An 18,429-nucleotide genomic window follows, 5' to 3' on the forward strand; every position below is an offset into this window, starting at 1 on the left:
AAAAACAAGTTTTGGATAATAGGAATTCCAGTTTTTATAAAAAAATAACAATTCTTTATTCAAAAGCTGCCCTAAACTCTCAACTAAAAAACTATCTTTGCACCTTTTTTAAGAGTATGGTCAAACGAAATGCGATGCCCAAAGGCACTATTTCGATACAAAAAACACCTGCTTAAGTTTTGGCATTCATTGGCTAAAGCCATTTTTGTTACAAGGTTTTAGTGAGTTAAGTGCCTAATCTAAATATTAATAAAAAATAACATTGATGAAAAGTTTTTTACGAAGTTTTACTCGTAACCCCAAAAATGACATTCTATCTGGTTTAACCGTTGCTTTAGCTTTAGTTCCAGAAGCAGTAGCATTTTCTTTTGTTGCAGAAGTTGACCCCTTGGTTGGCTTGTATGGTGCATTTATGATGGGGCTTATTACGGCTATTTTTGGTGGACGTCCAGGTATGATTTCTGGTGCTACAGGTGCCATGGCTGTCGTGATGGTCTACATTATTAGAATGGGTAATGATGTTGGGGATAACTTGGCCACCCCAATCCAAGATTTAGGATTACAATGGCTCTTTATCACACTGCTGCTAGTTGGAACCTTCCAAATCATGGCAGGATTATTTAAGTTAGGAAAATTTGTTCGACTGATTCCTCACCCTGTAATGATGGGGTTTGTTAACGGACTGGCTATTGTCATTTTCTTAGCACAATTAGGTATGTTTAAAGAAACTGTCAATGGTGAAACACAGTGGTTACAAGGCTCTGATCTGTTTATTATGTTGGGATTAGTGGGCTTGACCATGGCTATTATGTTTTTGCTACCTAAGCTAACCGAAAAGGTTCCTTCTGCCTTGGTGGCGATCATTATAGTAGCTTGTATTACTATTTTTGGAGATTTGGATGTAAGTACAGTAGGTTCTTTTATTCGCGATGGAGGTGGAAATGGTCTAGAAGGTACCCTACCCTCTTTTCAAATTCAGATTTTCAGTTTGTTTGAGACTCTAGATGGACATTGGTTCTTTATTATAAAAATGGCCGCCATTTTAGCAGCCATTGGTTTGATTGAATCTTTAATGACACTAAACTTAATTGATGACATCACAGAAACACGTGGTAGTGGTAATAGAGAATGTATCGCACAAGGAGGTGCCAATATTATCAACGGTTTGTTTGGTGGAATGGGAGGCTGTGCAATGATTGGTCAGTCTATTATTAATGTAGAATCTGGTGGTAGTGGTCGATTGTCGGGGGTAACCGCTGCTATTGCTTTGTTATGCTTTGTTTTGTTTGGCGCGCCTTTGATTGAGCAAATACCGATTGCGGCGTTGGTTGGTGTTATGTTTATGGTGGTTATTGGTACTTTTGCTTGGAGTAGTTTTAGAATTTTGCACAAAATTCCACTATCGGATGCTGTTGTTCTAGTAGCAGTGTCTACAATTACAGTCATCGAGGATTTGGCTGTTGCTGTTATTGCTGGTGTGATTATGTCTGCCTTGGTGTTTGCTTGGAAAAATGCCATTATGATCCGTGCTAGAAAACGCATCAAAGAAGACGGTACCAAAGTATATGAAATCTGGGGTCCTTTATTTTTTGGTTCGGTTCAGAATTTTACAGCTAAGTTTGATGCTAAAAATGATCCCGATTGTATCGAAATTGACTTTATTGAGTCAAAAGTGAATGATCATTCTGGAATTGAGGCAATTCGTACAATTGCTAATAAGTACTTAGATTTGGGTAAAAGTATTAAACTGACTCATCTTAGCCCTGAGTGTCAAGTGTTATTATTAAAAGCAAATCATAAATTTGAGACCATCATCGAAAAATCTATTGATGATCCTCGCTATCATGTTGTTACTAGTACTGTAGATTTAGAAGTATAATCTTACCCACGTTATAAAACAACTCTACAAAGAGGCAAATCTTGTGAATAATTCCAGATTTGCCTCTTTTTTTATTGCCATCAGATCTTGATTTAGAGTAGAAATATCGCAAAATCCTTCCTCAAAAAACACCAACCTTTTTGCAAACAATATGCTTGCCTTCTATTTGCTACAAATCTCAATTTACACATTAAAAAAATACATAAGTGTAATATTCTTTTAGACACTCGATTTCTTTGAAATATTAGCAATAATACATAAATTATAGGTCCATATATTCCTTCACTCCTTATAAAACCAACTATATCATGAAGTTAAACCAGAAAATTGCAAAAACTCCAGATGATTTAAAAGATCTAGAGTTTAAAAAAATGAAACCTCTTGCCAAAAAAGAGTTTCTGCGCCTCGTCAAACGAACTTCAAAAGAAAATCCTACTCAATGCATTATACTAGGAAGTCACGATTATCTCGATAAACAAGATATGATTCTTCCTATATTTGGTGACTGGAAAGGAAAGTTTAAGAAATACGCCAAAGAAGAAGTTATCAAATTGCCTTTGAGTGCTATTGGTATAGTTTACTTTAATGGTGTAGACCCCCAAAGTGGTCAAGAAACAATCTGTATTGATCTAGCCAAAGGAAAAGGGAAAAAGAAGGGGAAGGAATTAAAACGTAAACTCGGCAAACTCATTCCTCTATCTAGTTACGAGATTATTTTCAATGAAATATCTGAAGATGCCTTTAAGAAATTAGAACAAGAACTAGAAAAAAAGCCAGAGGAAGATGAAAACGATGAGGAAGACGACAATGTTATTGAAACTTCTGATCAAGAAGGAAGTCAAGAGGAACTAAGTGTTGCCCTTGACCAACAAATACAAAAAGTAGCTAATAATATTGCTACGCATTTTCCTTCTACCACTCCCCCCTCTTTAAAACCTTTAGCTGGTATCATCAAATTGTCAGAGGATTTTTGGGCTAAAATGGATCGTACTGAAGGTTCTGTTAAAGAACATACTATCGAGAAGGCGTATACAGCTTATGCCGATTTAGAAAAGGCAATGTACAACTACTGGGTAAGTGCTACTAATATTGACGAATCTCATATTGAATTTATCGCATCAAAACTCGTCAAGGTTTTCTCCAATTTATTTAAGGGTAAAAATAATACAGAAAACAATGGTTATGGTAGTGGCAAAAGATTACACGCTTTAACCAAATCACATAGCACGTATCAAGAAATTAACGAAATCAGTACAACAATTAGTGATTTATCTGATAAATATAAGGACAATAAAGATATGCCTGTCAATACAAATCAATTAGATAGCATTGTTGAGGACACTAAGTTATTATTAAAAGGAGGACACAAATTAAGAGAACTCATTAAGGCAAATTATAAAAAGCCAGAGGTATGTAATCAGTTGTTAGAAGCATTGGCAAACTGGGAAGATGCTCGTGCAGCTATGGTTGAACAACTTGTTCCCTACTTAAAAAATTATTGCCGTACCTTCGAAGCAATTCTTACTCAAAAACAGACGGCCAAAGAATTGCAGCAAGAATCGGTTAGTTGGCTAAAAAGTATGGCAAATATAGAAAAGCTATTTCCAAAGTTTGCCGAAATGGATCAATTCCGTCAAAAAATAGAAAAGCTAGATACCGAAAAGCATCTATCACAAGATTTGCAAGCCATGCAAAAAGCAGAAAACGAACTACTTCAGTTTATTAATCGAACCAAAAAGATGCTTACAGATTGGTTCAATCAGGATTTGAAGTTGTTGGTAGAACAAGATGAGTTGTTAGTACAATCCAATAAAGTATTGGAATCAGAACAATCAAAACTCAATAAAACCATACAGAGCCTACAAGAAAAGCAAACCAATAGTTCTTCTTCAAATTGGGAAACATTTTGGGCTGAGAATGATCAAGAACGCGCTCAACTAGAATCACTCCTACAAGCTTGGAATGATAAACTAAAGGAAAATAAAGAAAAGCGCCAAAAACTGAACGATGCCTTTAGTCAAACTTTTAATCAATTTAAGAAAATATTAGAGCAAGTTTAGTTGGTATTATTACCCTATGAGAAGACACATCGTAATGTCTAATCTCATTGTTTCTTTTCCCTGTTTTTAACCAAAAAAAAATAAAATTATGTTTGAATTTTTAAGAAATTTATTTTCAAGCAATGAAGATAATCAAAATGAACCATCCTTGGATCATTCGTTGAATAGCCATAATGATTCTATCCAAGTCGAAGTTGAAGTTGTTGAAGAACTAAAAAAAATTGGCGCTCCATTTGTTGCCAATCTTACTAGAAGAGATAGTATCGCAGGCATTCATACAGATATTCAATCGACCATCGTAGAACCTCCTGAAGATCATGTCTCTTATCAAAAACATGCTAAAGATAGAATCAAAGAGAAAGTAACGGGCTGGAAAAATAAAGGTGAATTGAGCCAAGAAGAATTAGAAAGCATCGAAAAAATGCTGGAAGATGGTGAAATGACTTTTGGCGTCTTGGATACAGAAGAATTTGTGGACTCTATCAGAAACTATCTGGCTTACAAAGAAAAACATGGCGCCTATTCTGAAGAGGAAAAAAAGGTGCATACAGTTGCTAATGATTTTTCCAATTTACTATTGGATCGTGAGTCACTCTACAAAACAGAAGTGGGTACAGTGCTCCAAAAACTAAAGGCATTGGCAGATGAAATAAAGAAAGTAAAAGATCCTCAATCGCTGCGCTGGGCTGGTGTATTAAGTAAGGTAGAGGCACTTCATGAAAAAATTGACAAAAACAAGAAAGTTTTGGTAGAAGATGCCTTAGAAATGCAAGGTTTAATTGCTAGTTGGCCACCTTCTTTAGACAATCGTTTGTTGGAGCACAAATCTAGGGTAAATACAAAGGTCTTAGCACGTCCCAACGAAATGGATTTGTTTGATATGTCCTTGGACGATTTGGTCTTGCGAGATGCTAGTCAGAATGAATTAAATGCCCTTAACAAAGCTGTTGTAAAATCGCATTCTGTATTGAATCAAACAATCATCTTAAGACCTGAAGATGTCAACAAAACCATCCGAGATTTTAGAGAGTATCACCATAAACTCGATAGTCCTGAAAAAAAACAAGCGCATCTCAAATATGGCAAAGATGTTGACGAATTTGTCACGCTACTTAATAAGCTAAAAAGTGATAACAAAGATGGAAGTTCGGACAAGTTCAAACGACAAGTTAGTAGCAGCAATTTTCAAGAAGCTGCCACAAAACTAAAATTGGCTTTAGAAGCACAAAATCCCCAATTAGAAGGAATAGATAAATTGATTGCAGCTCTAAAAGATATCATTGGAGATTTCAAAGATAAAGGGGGCACCAAAAAAGCAGAGACAGCTTACAAAGCATTAATTAAAGCCTTAAATGAAGCGCCAACTACCTTAAGTCCTAACGTTTTGGTTTTGCAACAGGCTCAAGAACAAAGCAAACATAGTAAAGATTCTACATGGTATAGAAATGACTTGTTTAAAACTAGTAAAGGGCTCGCAGAAGGCTTTGCTTATATTTTTGAAGAGTTGAACGAGTATCACAAATACATCAACCAACTCAATAACTTTGTCTTGTCACTCATTACGGTAGAAAATGGAGAAAGTAAAGAGGCCTTAGAAAGTCGTAGCAATATCATCAAAAATCTATCTATTGAGGCAATTACGGGTAGTGTTAATTATATTATTAACTGGCAAAGTCAAGGAAAAACAACCAATGCCATTGAGTCTTTGCGTTCTGCTATGAAAAAAATTGGCGGCAGCGATGTTCCTGGAGCATTAACGACGACTATGGATGCTTTGTCTCAGTTTAAAACGGCTTTTGATCCTATTGCTGGACGAAATTTCACAAAGTCTTCGGTTACAATCAATGGTCAAAAAGTCTCTTCTGCTGATCGAAACAAGGAGTTTGATAATCCTCTTAACCCAAGCAACGAGAAAACGGCCAATAAAGGTATTGCTATTATGAAAGGTAGTGTAGATACGATTATGGCACTTAAAAAAGTTGTTCAAGAATTTACAAAACCTCCTTCTACGGATACTTTAAGTAAAACCATTGATTTGTGTGACAAATGGAACACGGCAATTTTGAATCTTAATTTTGAAAAGGATGTCAAAAGTCTTACTAAAAATATAGATATCCTTGCTAAATTCCCTGAAACAAGCACTCCTCCACCAAAGAAAGAGCAAAAGGAGCTTACTATTGAGGAACTCGAAAAAACAGGTGGATTTAGCTTGCCTACATTTAAAAATACCATAAAACAACGTTTGTTAGAATATATTGAGCAGCGATTCAAAGAAAAAACGAAAGATTTAAAGAATGTTTATGCACTTCGTTTTGCAGAATTACTAAAGTATATCGACAAAGACTTGGTAACCCCTGAAGAGATTGATCCTGACTACGAAACTCGAAAATTGACTGTCAATTATGTTGATAATATGATGGGCAAGATTGAGGATAGTGATTATGCAGAAATCCTTAATCCTTTTAAGGAACGCTATCGCAAGCGAATAGACAATGAGATTAATTGGAGAGAACTTAGCAAAGGTAAAGCATCCAAAATAGAAGATGCCGATGGTTTCAAAAAGAAAACGCCTATTACAACGCATAAGGATGCTAAGAAACAAGGTCCTGCTCAAATTGACTATCATTTAGAAAAAATCAGTGCTTTAGAAGAAGAAATTTCAAAAAGCACAAAAGACATGGACTTACAAATCTTTTTACCTAATGTGAACATTGTTCAGTTTGAAACGTTCTCTACAGCCAAACCAGAAGCTTTAGCGGAGCACAAACGCAAATACCCAGATACTTTCCAAAATCTTATTGAAGAAAGTGATACTGCTGCCCTACCTACTGTATTGAGAGCCATGCGCACAACAGGCAAAGTTGCTGATGGTATTGACATGATGTCTTCTAGTTTTGTGCAAGCTTCTCGTGTTCTAAGTAGTATTGTTCCTGACAACGATATGACGGAAGAAAATTTCCAAGTTGGGGCAAAGAAATGGCAATCTGTTGTAGAACTAATTGGTACTGCAGGAGGTGCTGCGGCTAGTATTACAGCTGCTTTTGTTGGGCCATACGCCCCTATTCCTCTATTAGTAGGTGGAATTGTAAAAGGAATCACTAGCGCCATTAATGTCATCATTTCTCAGCGTATCAAAGCTTCAGAAGCTAGACAATATTTAGATAAATTTATTGCTATTTTTGAGAAAGCAAGTTCGGCACTACAAGGTGCTAGGAATAAGGTTTCTAACCATAGAGAAAATCTACAAACTTGGTTAGCTTCTATTCTAAATGCAATCAAAAATATTAATGAGAATAAAGAAAGTTTAGAATTGGTATAATTAAATATAATACTCTGTTGATTACTTCGCTGCTACTGCGTAGTTTCAACGGAGTAATGTAAATAATAAATAGGGCGGAATTGAAAGGTGTTGCCAACATAAGTCTATCCTAGATTTTTTGTAGCAATCATATATTTCAGTTCCGTTCTTTTTTTAATAAAAATATCTATTTCTTTAAGCCCACTTGTAGACTAATTATATGCGCATAAAGTCCATCGGTTCGATAGAAAAAGGCATATCTTAAAATAACATTATTAAAATAAAAACTGGATTTTTTTCCTAGACGAGCATCAGGAAACCAACCGATTCCTATACCTGCTTTAATACTTCCTAAAGTTGAAAAATCATAATCAGAAGTATAGTATATCGAAGAAGGTTGATGTGCTCCATAAGGTGCAAAATAAGGCGAACCTTGCTGATAATATCCTCTTACAAATGGGTATAATGTAATTTTATTGTTGGGTTTGATCGCTGTTTGCAACGCTAAAGTATGCGCCCAAATTCCAAAATTATCCCAATAAAAACGATAAGAAGGTTGAAAAACCAATGTTTGCTTAAAAAACCAATTGGCTGCAATGCTCAATGGCAAACGAATCCGTTGACGGGGCAAGTTCTCTACTTTGGGATCTGTAGAGTTGATAAAATAAACTCGATGAAAGGGAGTCGATAATAATCCTTCCTGATATGTTGCTCCAAGCCCTAGATTAAGTCGGAGACGTTTATTAATATCTTGGCGTACATTTAAATTTATATTGTAGGAATTGCGATGATAAATACCAAACCAATCTATATATCTTAATTCCACAGGATAAATTAATCTAGTAGGTTTAAACCCTTGGCTAGGGCTGAGACGTCCCCATCTTAGATCATCGAAAAAGAAATCTGTCGCAATAGAAATAGAACGCATTTTATTTTTGCTGCCCCAACTAAACCAAGTGCTAATACCATCTGACCAATAATCGGACTCAATGCCCAACATATAAGCTGCCCCAAAACTTATATTGTGCTTTTTGAGGCTATACTGATAACCTATTCTAGCCTGTACGTGATTGTCGTGTTCAGAAGCCGATGATTTAATGAAATTAATTTTATCTGTAGAGGGAGACGTGATTACATCGACACTAGCATCAAAAATAATTAAGCTAGAATTGATGCCATAAGCCACATTGGCTCCCGTATGATAGACCTCTAAATGCTCATCTCCTTCCCCTCCCGTTACAGCGGAATGAGTGCCTTCTTGCGTGTACATAGAGAAAAAAGCTTGAACATCTAAGGTCGTGAGGGCTTTTTTTCGAAAACTACTGTCTCTTTCTTGTCCAAAACAGACCTGTGTGAGCAGTAACAATAATCCAATCAACTGTTTTTTGGGGATGCGCATTTTATACTATTTCAATTTTCCAATAGTCTTTACTTATTATTTTTCTGATCACTTAATTTATGATTAATTACAACCACAACCACCACTACTTTTCCCCATTCCTCCTCCTGCTGCGCCTTCCCGATAAGTATGAGCACTTTGCTCAAATTTCTCGGGTGCGTTTTGTTTGAACGCCATATCTTTATCTTCTAAATAGGCTCTTTGATAAGGCTTTACAGTAGTGCAGGATGATACGGCTAGCAATACCCCACCCAAAGCAAGACTATATTTTAGTTGTAGCCAGTTAAACCTGTTCTTGGCTGGTATATTCATCTGCTAAATCTATTAATTCTTTGATTAAATGATGTACTTTTGTACATGGATTATGCTTTGCATAACTTCTATCTAAATATAGATTTTCTAGTTTTTCTGCATTCTCAATAGCAAAATCTTGATCTCCAAACTTATCTAGAATCGCAAACATTTCCTCTGAATTTTTTCTATATTTAAAATCCGTTCGATTGGATGCCTTATTAATCTCTTTTTCCAGAAGTTCTTGATATCGTTCCCTCGATATACCTGTGTTGTAATAGCTAAAATGTAGAAGATACCATAACTCAAATGCCTCGTTAGACCATGCACAATTTACTTTTGGCTTGGAATTTTCGCCCTTATTAATCGCATTGTTAAAATTTTTGGGAGGAAAGCTGTCCTTGTCAAATACCGCCCAAGACTTATCAATTTTTCTTAAATATTTTTCCTCATATCTTTTCCTAAGTTTTTTAGTTTCTTCTATTATTGATAATGTATTTTTTCCCGTTCCATCAATATCAATATTCGTCAACTCCAAAACGCCTTTTGGAAGAGAAGCTTTTAAAGACTCAAAATAGTTGGGTTCAGTTTTGACTCCTTCGCAAACAATCAAATAGAACTTTCTTTTCGATTTAAACTGTATTTTTCTTTTTTCTTCTTTTCTTGCCCTTCTTTTAAGAATGGCATTATCTATTTTTATTTTCCTAGCCATTACCTAAAAGTTCTTCAAAATTACCAATAAATGGAATCGCTCCATATCTGCCATTAATATAGTCTTTTTCAAAAGACCTATCTTTTCTAATTTTCTTGTTTGACCCCTCTTCTTTGTACTCAATCAAAGAATATAAGTCACTTGCCTCGTATTTATCTTTTTCAAAAAAATAAATTTGATCTCTTCTAAATCGACCATATGACAATAAATTAGTATCGTGTGTAGCAAAAATTAACTGTGCATTATTATTATTATATTCTGGAGAATTGAATAAATTCGTTATAGCAGCAGTCATTAATGGATGTAATTTAGCATCTAATTCATCAATAACAAGAACCCCACCATACAATAATGTACGAAAAATAGGTCCAGACATATCAATTACTTTATTTGTACCAGATGACTCATGTTCTCTTAAATCAAAATCCTTATGTCCAATCTGCTTACCCTCTGCATTAAACTTTTTGTGTACAGTAGTAATTTTTGCAATTGTTTTCCCCTCTAAATCATTTATGATAACATCTAATAGTTCTGACGGTAAGTCTTTAGGTAAAATTTTTCCTTGAAATTTCTCTTTTCGAAACTTTAACTGCTCAAATCCTAAATCTAAATCCTTAAAAAAATCAAGCAGTCTTTCTTTAGATTGTTCTTTGTCCAACAACGAAAATGTTACATGACTATAATTTTCATGACTTAAACCTGATATAGTTTCTAAATTATTAAACCAACTAATAATTTTAGTTGCTGTCTTTCCATTAAACTGATCTACAACTGATAAAAACAAAGCATTATCTCTTGTTTTTGCTTCCAAAGCTTCTCCTTCGTTAAATTCATCAGTAATGCCAATTCCATCCTTTTCCCTTATAAAAAGAGGAATTTCCTCCTTATCCTCTAACTTAAATAGCCATTCTCCATAGATGGATTTATTATCCATTTCAAACCCGTACCTATATCTTATTGCTCCAATTAAAAAAACTACTTCGAAAAAAGATGGCTTATTCTCAGTGCTTGTATTCAATAGAAAAGGTACTATTTCAAACCTACTAGCAGAAGATTTCTCAGCAGATGTCAAGATTATCATTTTCATAATTGACATTGCCTTTATAAAATTTGATTTTCCACTCGAATTCGCCCCATACAGGACAGCACTCTTTAATAATTTATTTTTACCATATTTAAATGCTGAATCCTTATATTCCGTAATATTAGTAGCTTCTAATGATAAAGTTTTGGGTTCCTTAAACGATAAAAAATTCCCAACTGTAAATTCAATAATCATCTTTCATTTTTTATAGTTATTTTATTATTAGTAGTTCGTTGATTAGCTTTCAACAAACTATTGTTATTACAAACATAACAATAAAGTGAGATTTTTTCTCACAAAACCCCAAAAAGCCATAATAAAAAGATATATTGCTTTTTCGAAATTATAACAAAGACTTCCGTTTTCGTCTACATGTAAATATGCAGCAAAACTATAACTTATGAAAAACATGACTTTCAGCACTTCATATATTTACAACAACAATTCCAACTATTTTTTGATTTGTAAGTCATCTGAATAATGAATATTTTGATCCTTATCAATAATAATACAATGTGTTTGTGGCATTTGATTGATTAAATCTAGACCAATTTCTGTCCCCAATATAAGAATACTTGTCGCCAATGCATCGGCTATTTCTGTAAAATCGCTTATTACGGTTACAGATTGCAGCCCTTCGATGGGAAAACCAGTATGTGTATTGATGATGTGACTATAAATTGTATTTTGATACTCAAAGTTCTTTTCTGAGGTTCCTGATGTAACAACAGCAAAATTCTCTACAGGCAACCATTTGACAATCTTATCTCGATCCAAAGGGCTTGCAACACCAACTTTCCAAGGGCTGCCATCTGGACGTTGTCCATGTGCATAAATATCCCCACTAGAATTAATCACAAAATTTTCGACTCCTTTAGATAACAAAAACTCCTTTATTCGATCAACGGCATAGCCCTGCCCTATCCCACCCAAACCAATCCGCATTCTTGCAGGTATCCTAACTTGGTAATCTGGAAGTAATTCTACTTGTTGATAATCTACATACTGAGAGAGCTGTTTGACTTGAACAGAGTCAAAAGGGAATACTTGTGTTTGATCAAACTTCCAATAATCATAATAAGCTAAAAAAGTAATGTCAAAAGCTCCCTGTGTCAATTGACTAATAGCAATACTACGTTGCAATAATTTATAGACCTCCTCATGTACTCTAACGCCTTCTTTTCCTGCTTGTTGATTGATTTTGCTAATATCTGAGCTTGGAATCCATTCCGAAATAAGTGCTTCAATTCGCTTTGCCTCTTTAACACAATCCTCAATTAAGGTCCAAGCAGCCTTTGCCTCCTTTTTGGGGGCTACCACAATAAATTCAAAAAAACTTCCCATTAAAGGGACTTTTTTTCTATACTCTTTGGCTCCTGTTTCAAGGGGCAAATATTGTTTAATTTGTGCGACGAATTGATGAGTGGCTTCGCTTTTGTAATTTAAATGAGCCAACAATTTAAAGTCTTGGTTGAGTAATAAAAGTTTGGGAAATTCCCCTTGTGGGTTGAAACGTTCTGCTAATGCTTCATTTTGTTGCACAACATCTTTGGGCAATTGGCTTCTTTGAGGAAAATCACATTTTAACACCACCAAAGCCTCCTCTGCATAAGCTTGAAAGGAAGACTCTTGCAGGACATTTTTATCAAAACGAATGCAAGGCTGGCACCAGTCAGAGCCTGAAAAAACAAGCAATATGGCTTTATTTTTTTCTTTTGCCCAACGAATTGCTTCTTCTTGATTGGTTGTCGTTTGGCTCTGTGCATAAGTTGTTAACATCAAAAACAGTAACAATACCAACATAATTTATCTAGGTTAATTTGGTTGAATAGTTTACTAAAATCACATAATGATAGAAGTTCTAATAAATATAAGTGCCCTCTATTCGTGTACACAAAGTAATTATTTAGTAAACTACGATGGCTTAATGAATAAAAACAAAGATATAGTTCCACCAATAAGATGCCATATTTATTCTAAATAAGTGATCTGAATAAATTATAGTAATAGTAAGAACTGAGTTTTTTAGTTAGTTATTAGCTGTGCTGTTATTTTGTAATTGTTAATTACTCCCTCTCGTCACGAACAACGCCTTTCGCAAACCATCGGTAAGCATAACAATGAACCTTTACTTAGTCCTAATTGAGAAACAGAACGGTAAATATATCTGTAATTGAGGGACGATTACTTAAAGTTATCTAAAATTTATACCACAACTTAAACAACAATTCTACTTTCCCTGTTCTTAGATTAAGCGACTTTTTGTATTTTTGCCAGCTCATAATGGCTCAGCAAGTTGCTATTTATCCTATTAACCCAAAGCATCTAGTGAGCTATTGTTTAAAATTAACCTTGGTATTATGACAAATATAGAAACGATTCAAACTCAAATCACTCCTCTTAGAAAAGCTCTAATCGATCATTCTTTGTATCAAAAACTAAGTAGCATAGAAGACATTCAAGCTTTTATGGAACAACACGTTTTTGCGGTTTGGGATTTCATGTCTTTACTCAAGGCATTACAACAGCATTTAACTTGTACCCATACACCTTGGGTTCCTAACCCAAATCCATTACTGAGTCGCTTTATTAACGAAATTGTATTGGGAGAAGAAAGTGATTTAAACGAGGCTGGTACTCCTCAAAGTCACTTTGATATGTACTTAGATGCGATGGAACAAGTGGGTGCTAATACTGATTTGATCAAGCGTTTTATCGTAGAAATCAAAGCAGGTGCTTCTGTCAAGGATGCTGCACAAAACCTTCAACTTAAGCCTGCTGTTCAAGATTTCATCAATTTTACATTTACTGTTATTGATTCCAACAAGCCACATCTTATTGCCTCTGCGTTTACCTTTGGTCGAGAAGATTTGATTCCTGATATGTTTTTGGAAATTATCAAAAATGAAGAAGCTGCCAACCAAAAAACATCCTATAGCAAACTAACTTATTATCTAAAAAGGCATATTGAATTAGATGGAGACGAACATGGTCCTTTGTCTTTGCAAATGGTTCAGGAGTTGTGTGGACATGATGTAAAAAAATGGGACGAAGTATTGGCTGTCGCAATACAAGCACTAGAACAAAGAATCAAATTGTGGGACAGTATTTCCAAACAGCTTTCCGAACAATTAGAACCTAGTTTCTAACCGCAATTTTTAAAATCGTATTGACAATCCTTTAACTAATCAACCGACACACTCTAGTTTTTATTAGATAATACTTTGTTGATTGGACTGGTACTCTATTTTCTTTCGAGAAAGTAAAGTCACCCCTCTATTAACACATACCAACTATTTAAAACAACATTTACGAATTATCATTCGTTCTAGTTATAAATTCCCTTTTACCAGATAAAGCCTTGGTTATTTAAATCTTACGTTTTTGAGCATGGTTAATTTTGGCTTGTTTTTGGTAATTAATAAAATGCCTTCGGATTCTAGAAGTGCTACAATGATGTATAGAACCTAACTTACCAACGACTACATTGTAATTCCGTTAACTATTTAGTGTCTTAGACTCGTCCTAATATCAATGTCTAAAACACAAAAAAAATTAACCAGTTATGCCTAGATATACGTTTATCATTTTTGCATTTTTGTTCTATCACAATTTATTATTAGCGCAAGCATTAACCCCTTATTTCAATTATACCGTTACTGAAAAAGACAAAACGCTTTGGAGTATTAGCCAAAAACATGGCGTCTCACTTGAAGAAATAAAGATTTTAAATCAAAAAGACGACAACAAAGTACAAGTTGGAGAGGTCTTAAAAATTCCTAAGCAGATCGCTAAAGATCCCGACTATATTATACATGTAGTAGAGAAAAAAGACAAAAACTTATACCGAATTGGGTTAAAATACAAAGTTACAACAGAAGAGTTGATGTTGCTCAACAACAAGAAAAACAGCACTATTCGAGCAGGTGAGCAACTTAAAATTCCTAAAAATGGGAAATACATTATTCACATCGTTTCTGAAACAGATAAAAGTCTTTGGGGGATTTGCCAAATCTATGGTGTTGAAGTTGAGGATGTCAAACAAATTAACCACAAAAAGAACAATATTATCCGCAAGGGCGAACGCTTAGCCATTCCCAAAGAGTATCAAACAGCAACTACTTCTGAAACAACCTCAAGAACAACGACTACCCCACCCATCAATGGAGATCCCCAAGGCACCAAAGCAGCTTATGATATTGATGCGAATCAATGGCGTTTTCCGTATCATAATCGCAAAGAATTACACATTTTCCCTAGTATTAAAACAGGTTTTTCTAATTATTATAAACTAAGTCCTGTAGAGTATGCTGCTTTTTTTCAAAACTCCAAAGATTATGCTCCCAACAAGGAACAAAAAGACCGCTATTTTTATTCTATAGAAAAGTCTTTTGCCAAGAGTCTCGACAAGCAGCAAACGCGCTACTTGACATTAGAAGAACAGGCTTTATTGGACATGCAGAATGGCTATACCTACGATTTTATGACACTAATAGAAGTAGATTCGATTCAGAAGTCTTTTAAAATACTTCCCATCTTTTTGGTAAAAGATACTTATGGGAATGCTGCTTATTTACCCAAGGGAAGTTTTGCCTGTTGCGCTGATCCATTTCCTCTAGCAATGTATAAAAGAACAGAAGAAAAAGAAATTAATACATTCTCCACCCTTCTAACTCCTTCCATTATTCAACAAACAGAAGTTGTTAAGTTATTTAAAAACAATCAAGTTGTCCAGACCGATTCAACCATTTTAATTTTGCAACTAAAAACAGATGCTGTCCCTAGTTTGATTGATTCTCAAGAATATAGAAATGGGAAAAAAACGCGTGCTTTTAGTAATTTAAAACGTCGACAAGAGCTAGACTATTAGCTAATATGTTAAAATTCATCCTTTAAAGCGTTCTAAATCAGCATTTTTCAAATAAATTCCTTTGCTTTTTTGTATCTTGGTAAAGAGTCATAACCTTTCCAAGTTGATTACAATGAGAACGCTACTTTTTACATTCATTTGGGGCTTTAGTAGTACATTCGCTTTATCGCTTCATCCTAATTTATACCACAAAAAAGAAACGGACGTTAAAAAACGGTCTAGTAACATTCCCGACATTGCCTATACCTTTGACACTGCTTTTGCCAAAGAATTTGTTGCCGATTTTGATTTTGATCAACCTGCTAATTATGCGTTTCGAGAACTATCAGATGCAGGAATTTATCTCACCCATTTAGGAGAGAATAACAAGGCATTAAATGTCTTTCAATGGCTACACGAACAACACTCTGAAGAATATAATATTACTTCTAACTTAGGAGTTGTACATGAATTGAATGGCAATTTAGATTCTGCGGAACACTATTTATTAAAAGCTTTTACACAGTCGCCTCATGATCCTCCTAAAACCGAATGGGTACAATTAAAAATTATCGCAGCCAAACGATCTATTCAACAAGACCCCAACTGGTTACTACATCACCACGTTTTAAATTTGAACTGGGACACCTCCTTTTATCAAAATAATTCTACTCAAAGTTATACTAAACAACAAAGGGATAGCCTACAACTCCTTCGTTATACCAATTACAAAAATCAATTGGATACCCTGTGGTCTATCGGAAATGTTATGAAAACTCATATTCCCTATGTATCTAGTCCCAATCTTTTGGTTGCCAATATCATGAAGGAACTAGGATATCATTTTGCGATCAATTTATCTATTAAAGATGCCTTTGTTGCTTATAAAATTGCCCTACATTATGACCCTAAAAATCAACTGAACATAACCGAAGCATTAACACGATTAATGCCTCATTTTAGAAAATACGAATTTGACGAGTCTATTTTTGAAGCAAAATTTCATCCAGCCAATAATTCTTTATCTAGGCAGTTGCCTGCCAAGGAAAATCCTCCTGAGGATTATTTCGACTCTTTTTCTTTGCTCACATTGCAAGCAAGTATTGCTTTACTTCTTTTAGTTGCTTTTTTCAGTTATACCATCTTTAACCAAAGAAAAAAGTAATTTTTCACGCAAAAAATCTCTACTTAAGCCAAATGGACAAATACAAAATTACATTTCAAACTTGGAATAAGATAGCCGATTTATACCAAGAAAAGTTCATGGATAGCACGCTTTACAATGACTCTTACGCTGCTTTTTGCAAAGCAATTCCAACAACAGCCGCAAAGATTTTAGAAATTGGTTGTGGTCCTGGGAATATAACACGATACCTCATCCAACAACGACCTGATTTTCAGCTTACAGCCATTGACATTGCCCCTAATATGCTTGCACTCGCTAAGAAAAATGTTCCTAAAGCAAAGTTATTAGAAATGGATGCTCGTAATATTCATACCTTAAACGAAAAATTTGATGGGATATGTTGTGGTTTTTGCCTCCCCTATTTGTCTAAAGACGACTGTTTAAAGTTGCTACAAGATAGCTTTAATTTACTCTCCTCTAATGGTTTATTATACCTAAGTTTTATAGAAGGGAACTATAACGACTCTGGATACGAACAAGGAAGCTCTGGAGATCAAGTTTTTGTCTATTATCATTCTTCTTCCCAAATAAAAGCAGCTTTAAAACAGTTTCATTTTGAGATACTCCAAATCAGCTCCTTAGATTACCCAAAAGGAGGAACACAGCAACAACATATTATTTTCATAGCTAAGAAAAAGCACATATTGTCACAGTAATGGTGTTTACATTCTTAGGGCATATAGGCTTGGCTTCCTTTTATTTGCCTTATTTTTGAATATTAAGTAATCGTTCAAAAAAATAACAAGTACCACGCAGTAGCAGCGCAGCTAAAACAGCCTTCTTTTTGCGCTACTCTTCATCAGAAAAACTTGTCTTAGCTCGCTAAGCCTTCCTTTTTCTTCTTGGATTAGCAAAAAAATAATCCCATTTTTTGTTCTTATTTTTTCTGACCTCTTACTTATTAGATACAAAAAAGCAGCTAAGTTTATACCTTTTAACTGCTTTTTTGTGCATTAATATTGAGTTATGAGTATTCCAATTTATTTAAATTCGGGAAACAACAAACGAAATTTACCATTAGAGGCATTCTTAACCATTCCATCACCATCCAAAACAAGGTTAAACTCTCCTTCTACGATTACTAAATCACCATAACCTAAAGCTACTACTGAAGAACGTTCTACAGAAGTAATTTTAAGATAATTAGCGGGAAAAATATTGTTGTTCTTATCTGTTCTCCAATCTGTAGTACCATCGTTATAATCCAAACCAATATGAATAGGTGCATTACAAATGGCTGATGAAGAATAACACACTTCCAAATTTTGACCTACCAAACTATTTAGCTCATTGTATGTAACTGAGTCTTCATCCATATTAACATTAACATAGATACTCTCCGTTTTTGAAAAATTAGATAAGTTAGGTTTCAATATACCTCCACTTACAGAAATTATACTACTTTGAGAGGAGTTGCATTGGTAGCTGGTTGATCGATACTCTACAGGTGTTCCATCAAAATCAAATGTAATATAATAATCATTAGGAGTGTTGTTAGTAGTAGTAGTAGTATCTTTTTCACAAGAAAAAAAACCAACACTAACTACGGTAAGCATTAAAAATACAAATAGGTTTTTCATTGTTTAGTTTAAATTTAGTTAATAATCGTCTGTACAATTTTTGCACAAACTATTGTTGATAAAAATTATTTCCATCTAAGAATTGTTTTTC

The 18,429-nt window shown here is 34.5% G+C and carries 13 protein-coding genes; 7 read left to right on the top strand and 6 right to left on the bottom strand.

Annotated features, from left to right (window positions below):
* The first annotated feature begins 265 nt into the window (after nt 1-265).
* The 3 genes from QP953_RS22305 (at nt 266) to QP953_RS22315 (ending at nt 7,258) form a co-directional block, all read left to right on the top strand.
* A complete protein-coding gene (locus QP953_RS22305) occupies nt 266-1,879 on the top strand; it encodes a SulP family inorganic anion transporter (RefSeq protein WP_052594053.1) in 1,614 nt (537 codons plus the stop codon).
* 308 nt (nt 1,880-2,187) lie between these two features.
* Entirely contained in the window at nt 2,188-3,939 is a 1,752-nt protein-coding gene (locus QP953_RS22310) for a hypothetical protein (RefSeq protein ID WP_309553002.1), read from the top strand.
* Between the two features lie 88 nt (nt 3,940-4,027).
* Complete coding sequence (locus tag QP953_RS22315; RefSeq protein ID WP_052594051.1) at nt 4,028-7,258, top strand: hypothetical protein; 3,231 nt, start codon at nt 4,028-4,030, stop codon at nt 7,256-7,258.
* A gap of 166 nt (nt 7,259-7,424) precedes the next feature.
* Here the strand turns inward: QP953_RS22315 and QP953_RS22320 are convergent, their stop codons facing one another.
* The 5 genes from QP953_RS22320 to QP953_RS22340 form a co-directional block, all read right to left on the bottom strand.
* A complete protein-coding gene (locus QP953_RS22320) occupies nt 7,425-8,636 on the bottom strand; it encodes a DUF3570 domain-containing protein (RefSeq protein ID WP_052594050.1) in 1,212 nt (403 codons plus the stop codon).
* Between the two features lie 63 nt (nt 8,637-8,699).
* A complete protein-coding gene (locus QP953_RS22325) occupies nt 8,700-8,948 on the bottom strand; it encodes a DUF4266 domain-containing protein (RefSeq protein ID WP_063833023.1) in 249 nt (82 codons plus the stop codon).
* Entirely contained in the window at nt 8,920-9,639 is a 720-nt protein-coding gene (locus QP953_RS22330) for an RloB family protein (RefSeq protein ID WP_052594048.1), read from the bottom strand. Before QP953_RS22330 ends, QP953_RS22325 begins: the two co-directional genes overlap by 29 nt.
* Entirely contained in the window at nt 9,632-10,918 is a 1,287-nt protein-coding gene (locus tag QP953_RS22335; protein WP_309553003.1) for an ATP-binding protein, read from the bottom strand. Before QP953_RS22335 ends, QP953_RS22330 begins: the two co-directional genes overlap by 8 nt.
* Nucleotides 10,919-11,173: 255 nt before the next feature.
* Nucleotides 11,174-12,526 (bottom strand): FAD:protein FMN transferase, encoded by a 1,353-nt coding sequence (locus QP953_RS22340; protein ID WP_309553004.1) that lies wholly within the window; start codon nt 12,524-12,526, stop codon nt 11,174-11,176.
* 557 nt (nt 12,527-13,083) lie between these two features.
* Between QP953_RS22340 and QP953_RS22345 the strand changes: the two genes are divergently transcribed.
* The 4 genes from QP953_RS22345 to QP953_RS22360 all read left to right on the top strand — a co-directional run bounded on the left by QP953_RS22345 (nt 13,084) and on the right by QP953_RS22360 (nt 17,414).
* Entirely contained in the window at nt 13,084-13,872 is a 789-nt protein-coding gene (locus QP953_RS22345; RefSeq protein WP_309553005.1) for a DUF3050 domain-containing protein, read from the top strand.
* Between the two features lie 416 nt (nt 13,873-14,288).
* Nucleotides 14,289-15,593: a LysM peptidoglycan-binding domain-containing protein gene (locus tag QP953_RS22350; RefSeq protein ID WP_052594040.1), complete on the top strand. Its 1,305-nt coding sequence runs from the start codon at nt 14,289-14,291 to the stop codon at nt 15,591-15,593.
* A gap of 112 nt (nt 15,594-15,705) precedes the next feature.
* Nucleotides 15,706-16,737, top strand: coding sequence for a hypothetical protein (locus QP953_RS22355; protein WP_309553006.1), 1,032 nt, complete (start codon nt 15,706-15,708; stop codon nt 16,735-16,737).
* A gap of 32 nt (nt 16,738-16,769) precedes the next feature.
* On the top strand, nt 16,770-17,414 hold the full coding sequence (locus tag QP953_RS22360) for a class I SAM-dependent methyltransferase (RefSeq protein ID WP_309553007.1): 645 nt from the start codon (nt 16,770-16,772) through the stop codon (nt 17,412-17,414).
* 324 nt (nt 17,415-17,738) lie between these two features.
* Here the strand turns inward: QP953_RS22360 and QP953_RS22365 are convergent, their stop codons facing one another.
* On the bottom strand, nt 17,739-18,338 hold the full coding sequence (locus tag QP953_RS22365; RefSeq protein ID WP_052594034.1) for a hypothetical protein: 600 nt from the start codon (nt 18,336-18,338) through the stop codon (nt 17,739-17,741).
* Between the last annotated feature and the right edge of the window lie 91 nt (nt 18,339-18,429).

The organism is Aureispira sp. CCB-E (assembly GCF_031326345.1).
In the GTDB taxonomy this organism is placed as follows: Bacteria; Bacteroidota; Bacteroidia; order Chitinophagales; family Saprospiraceae; genus Aureispira.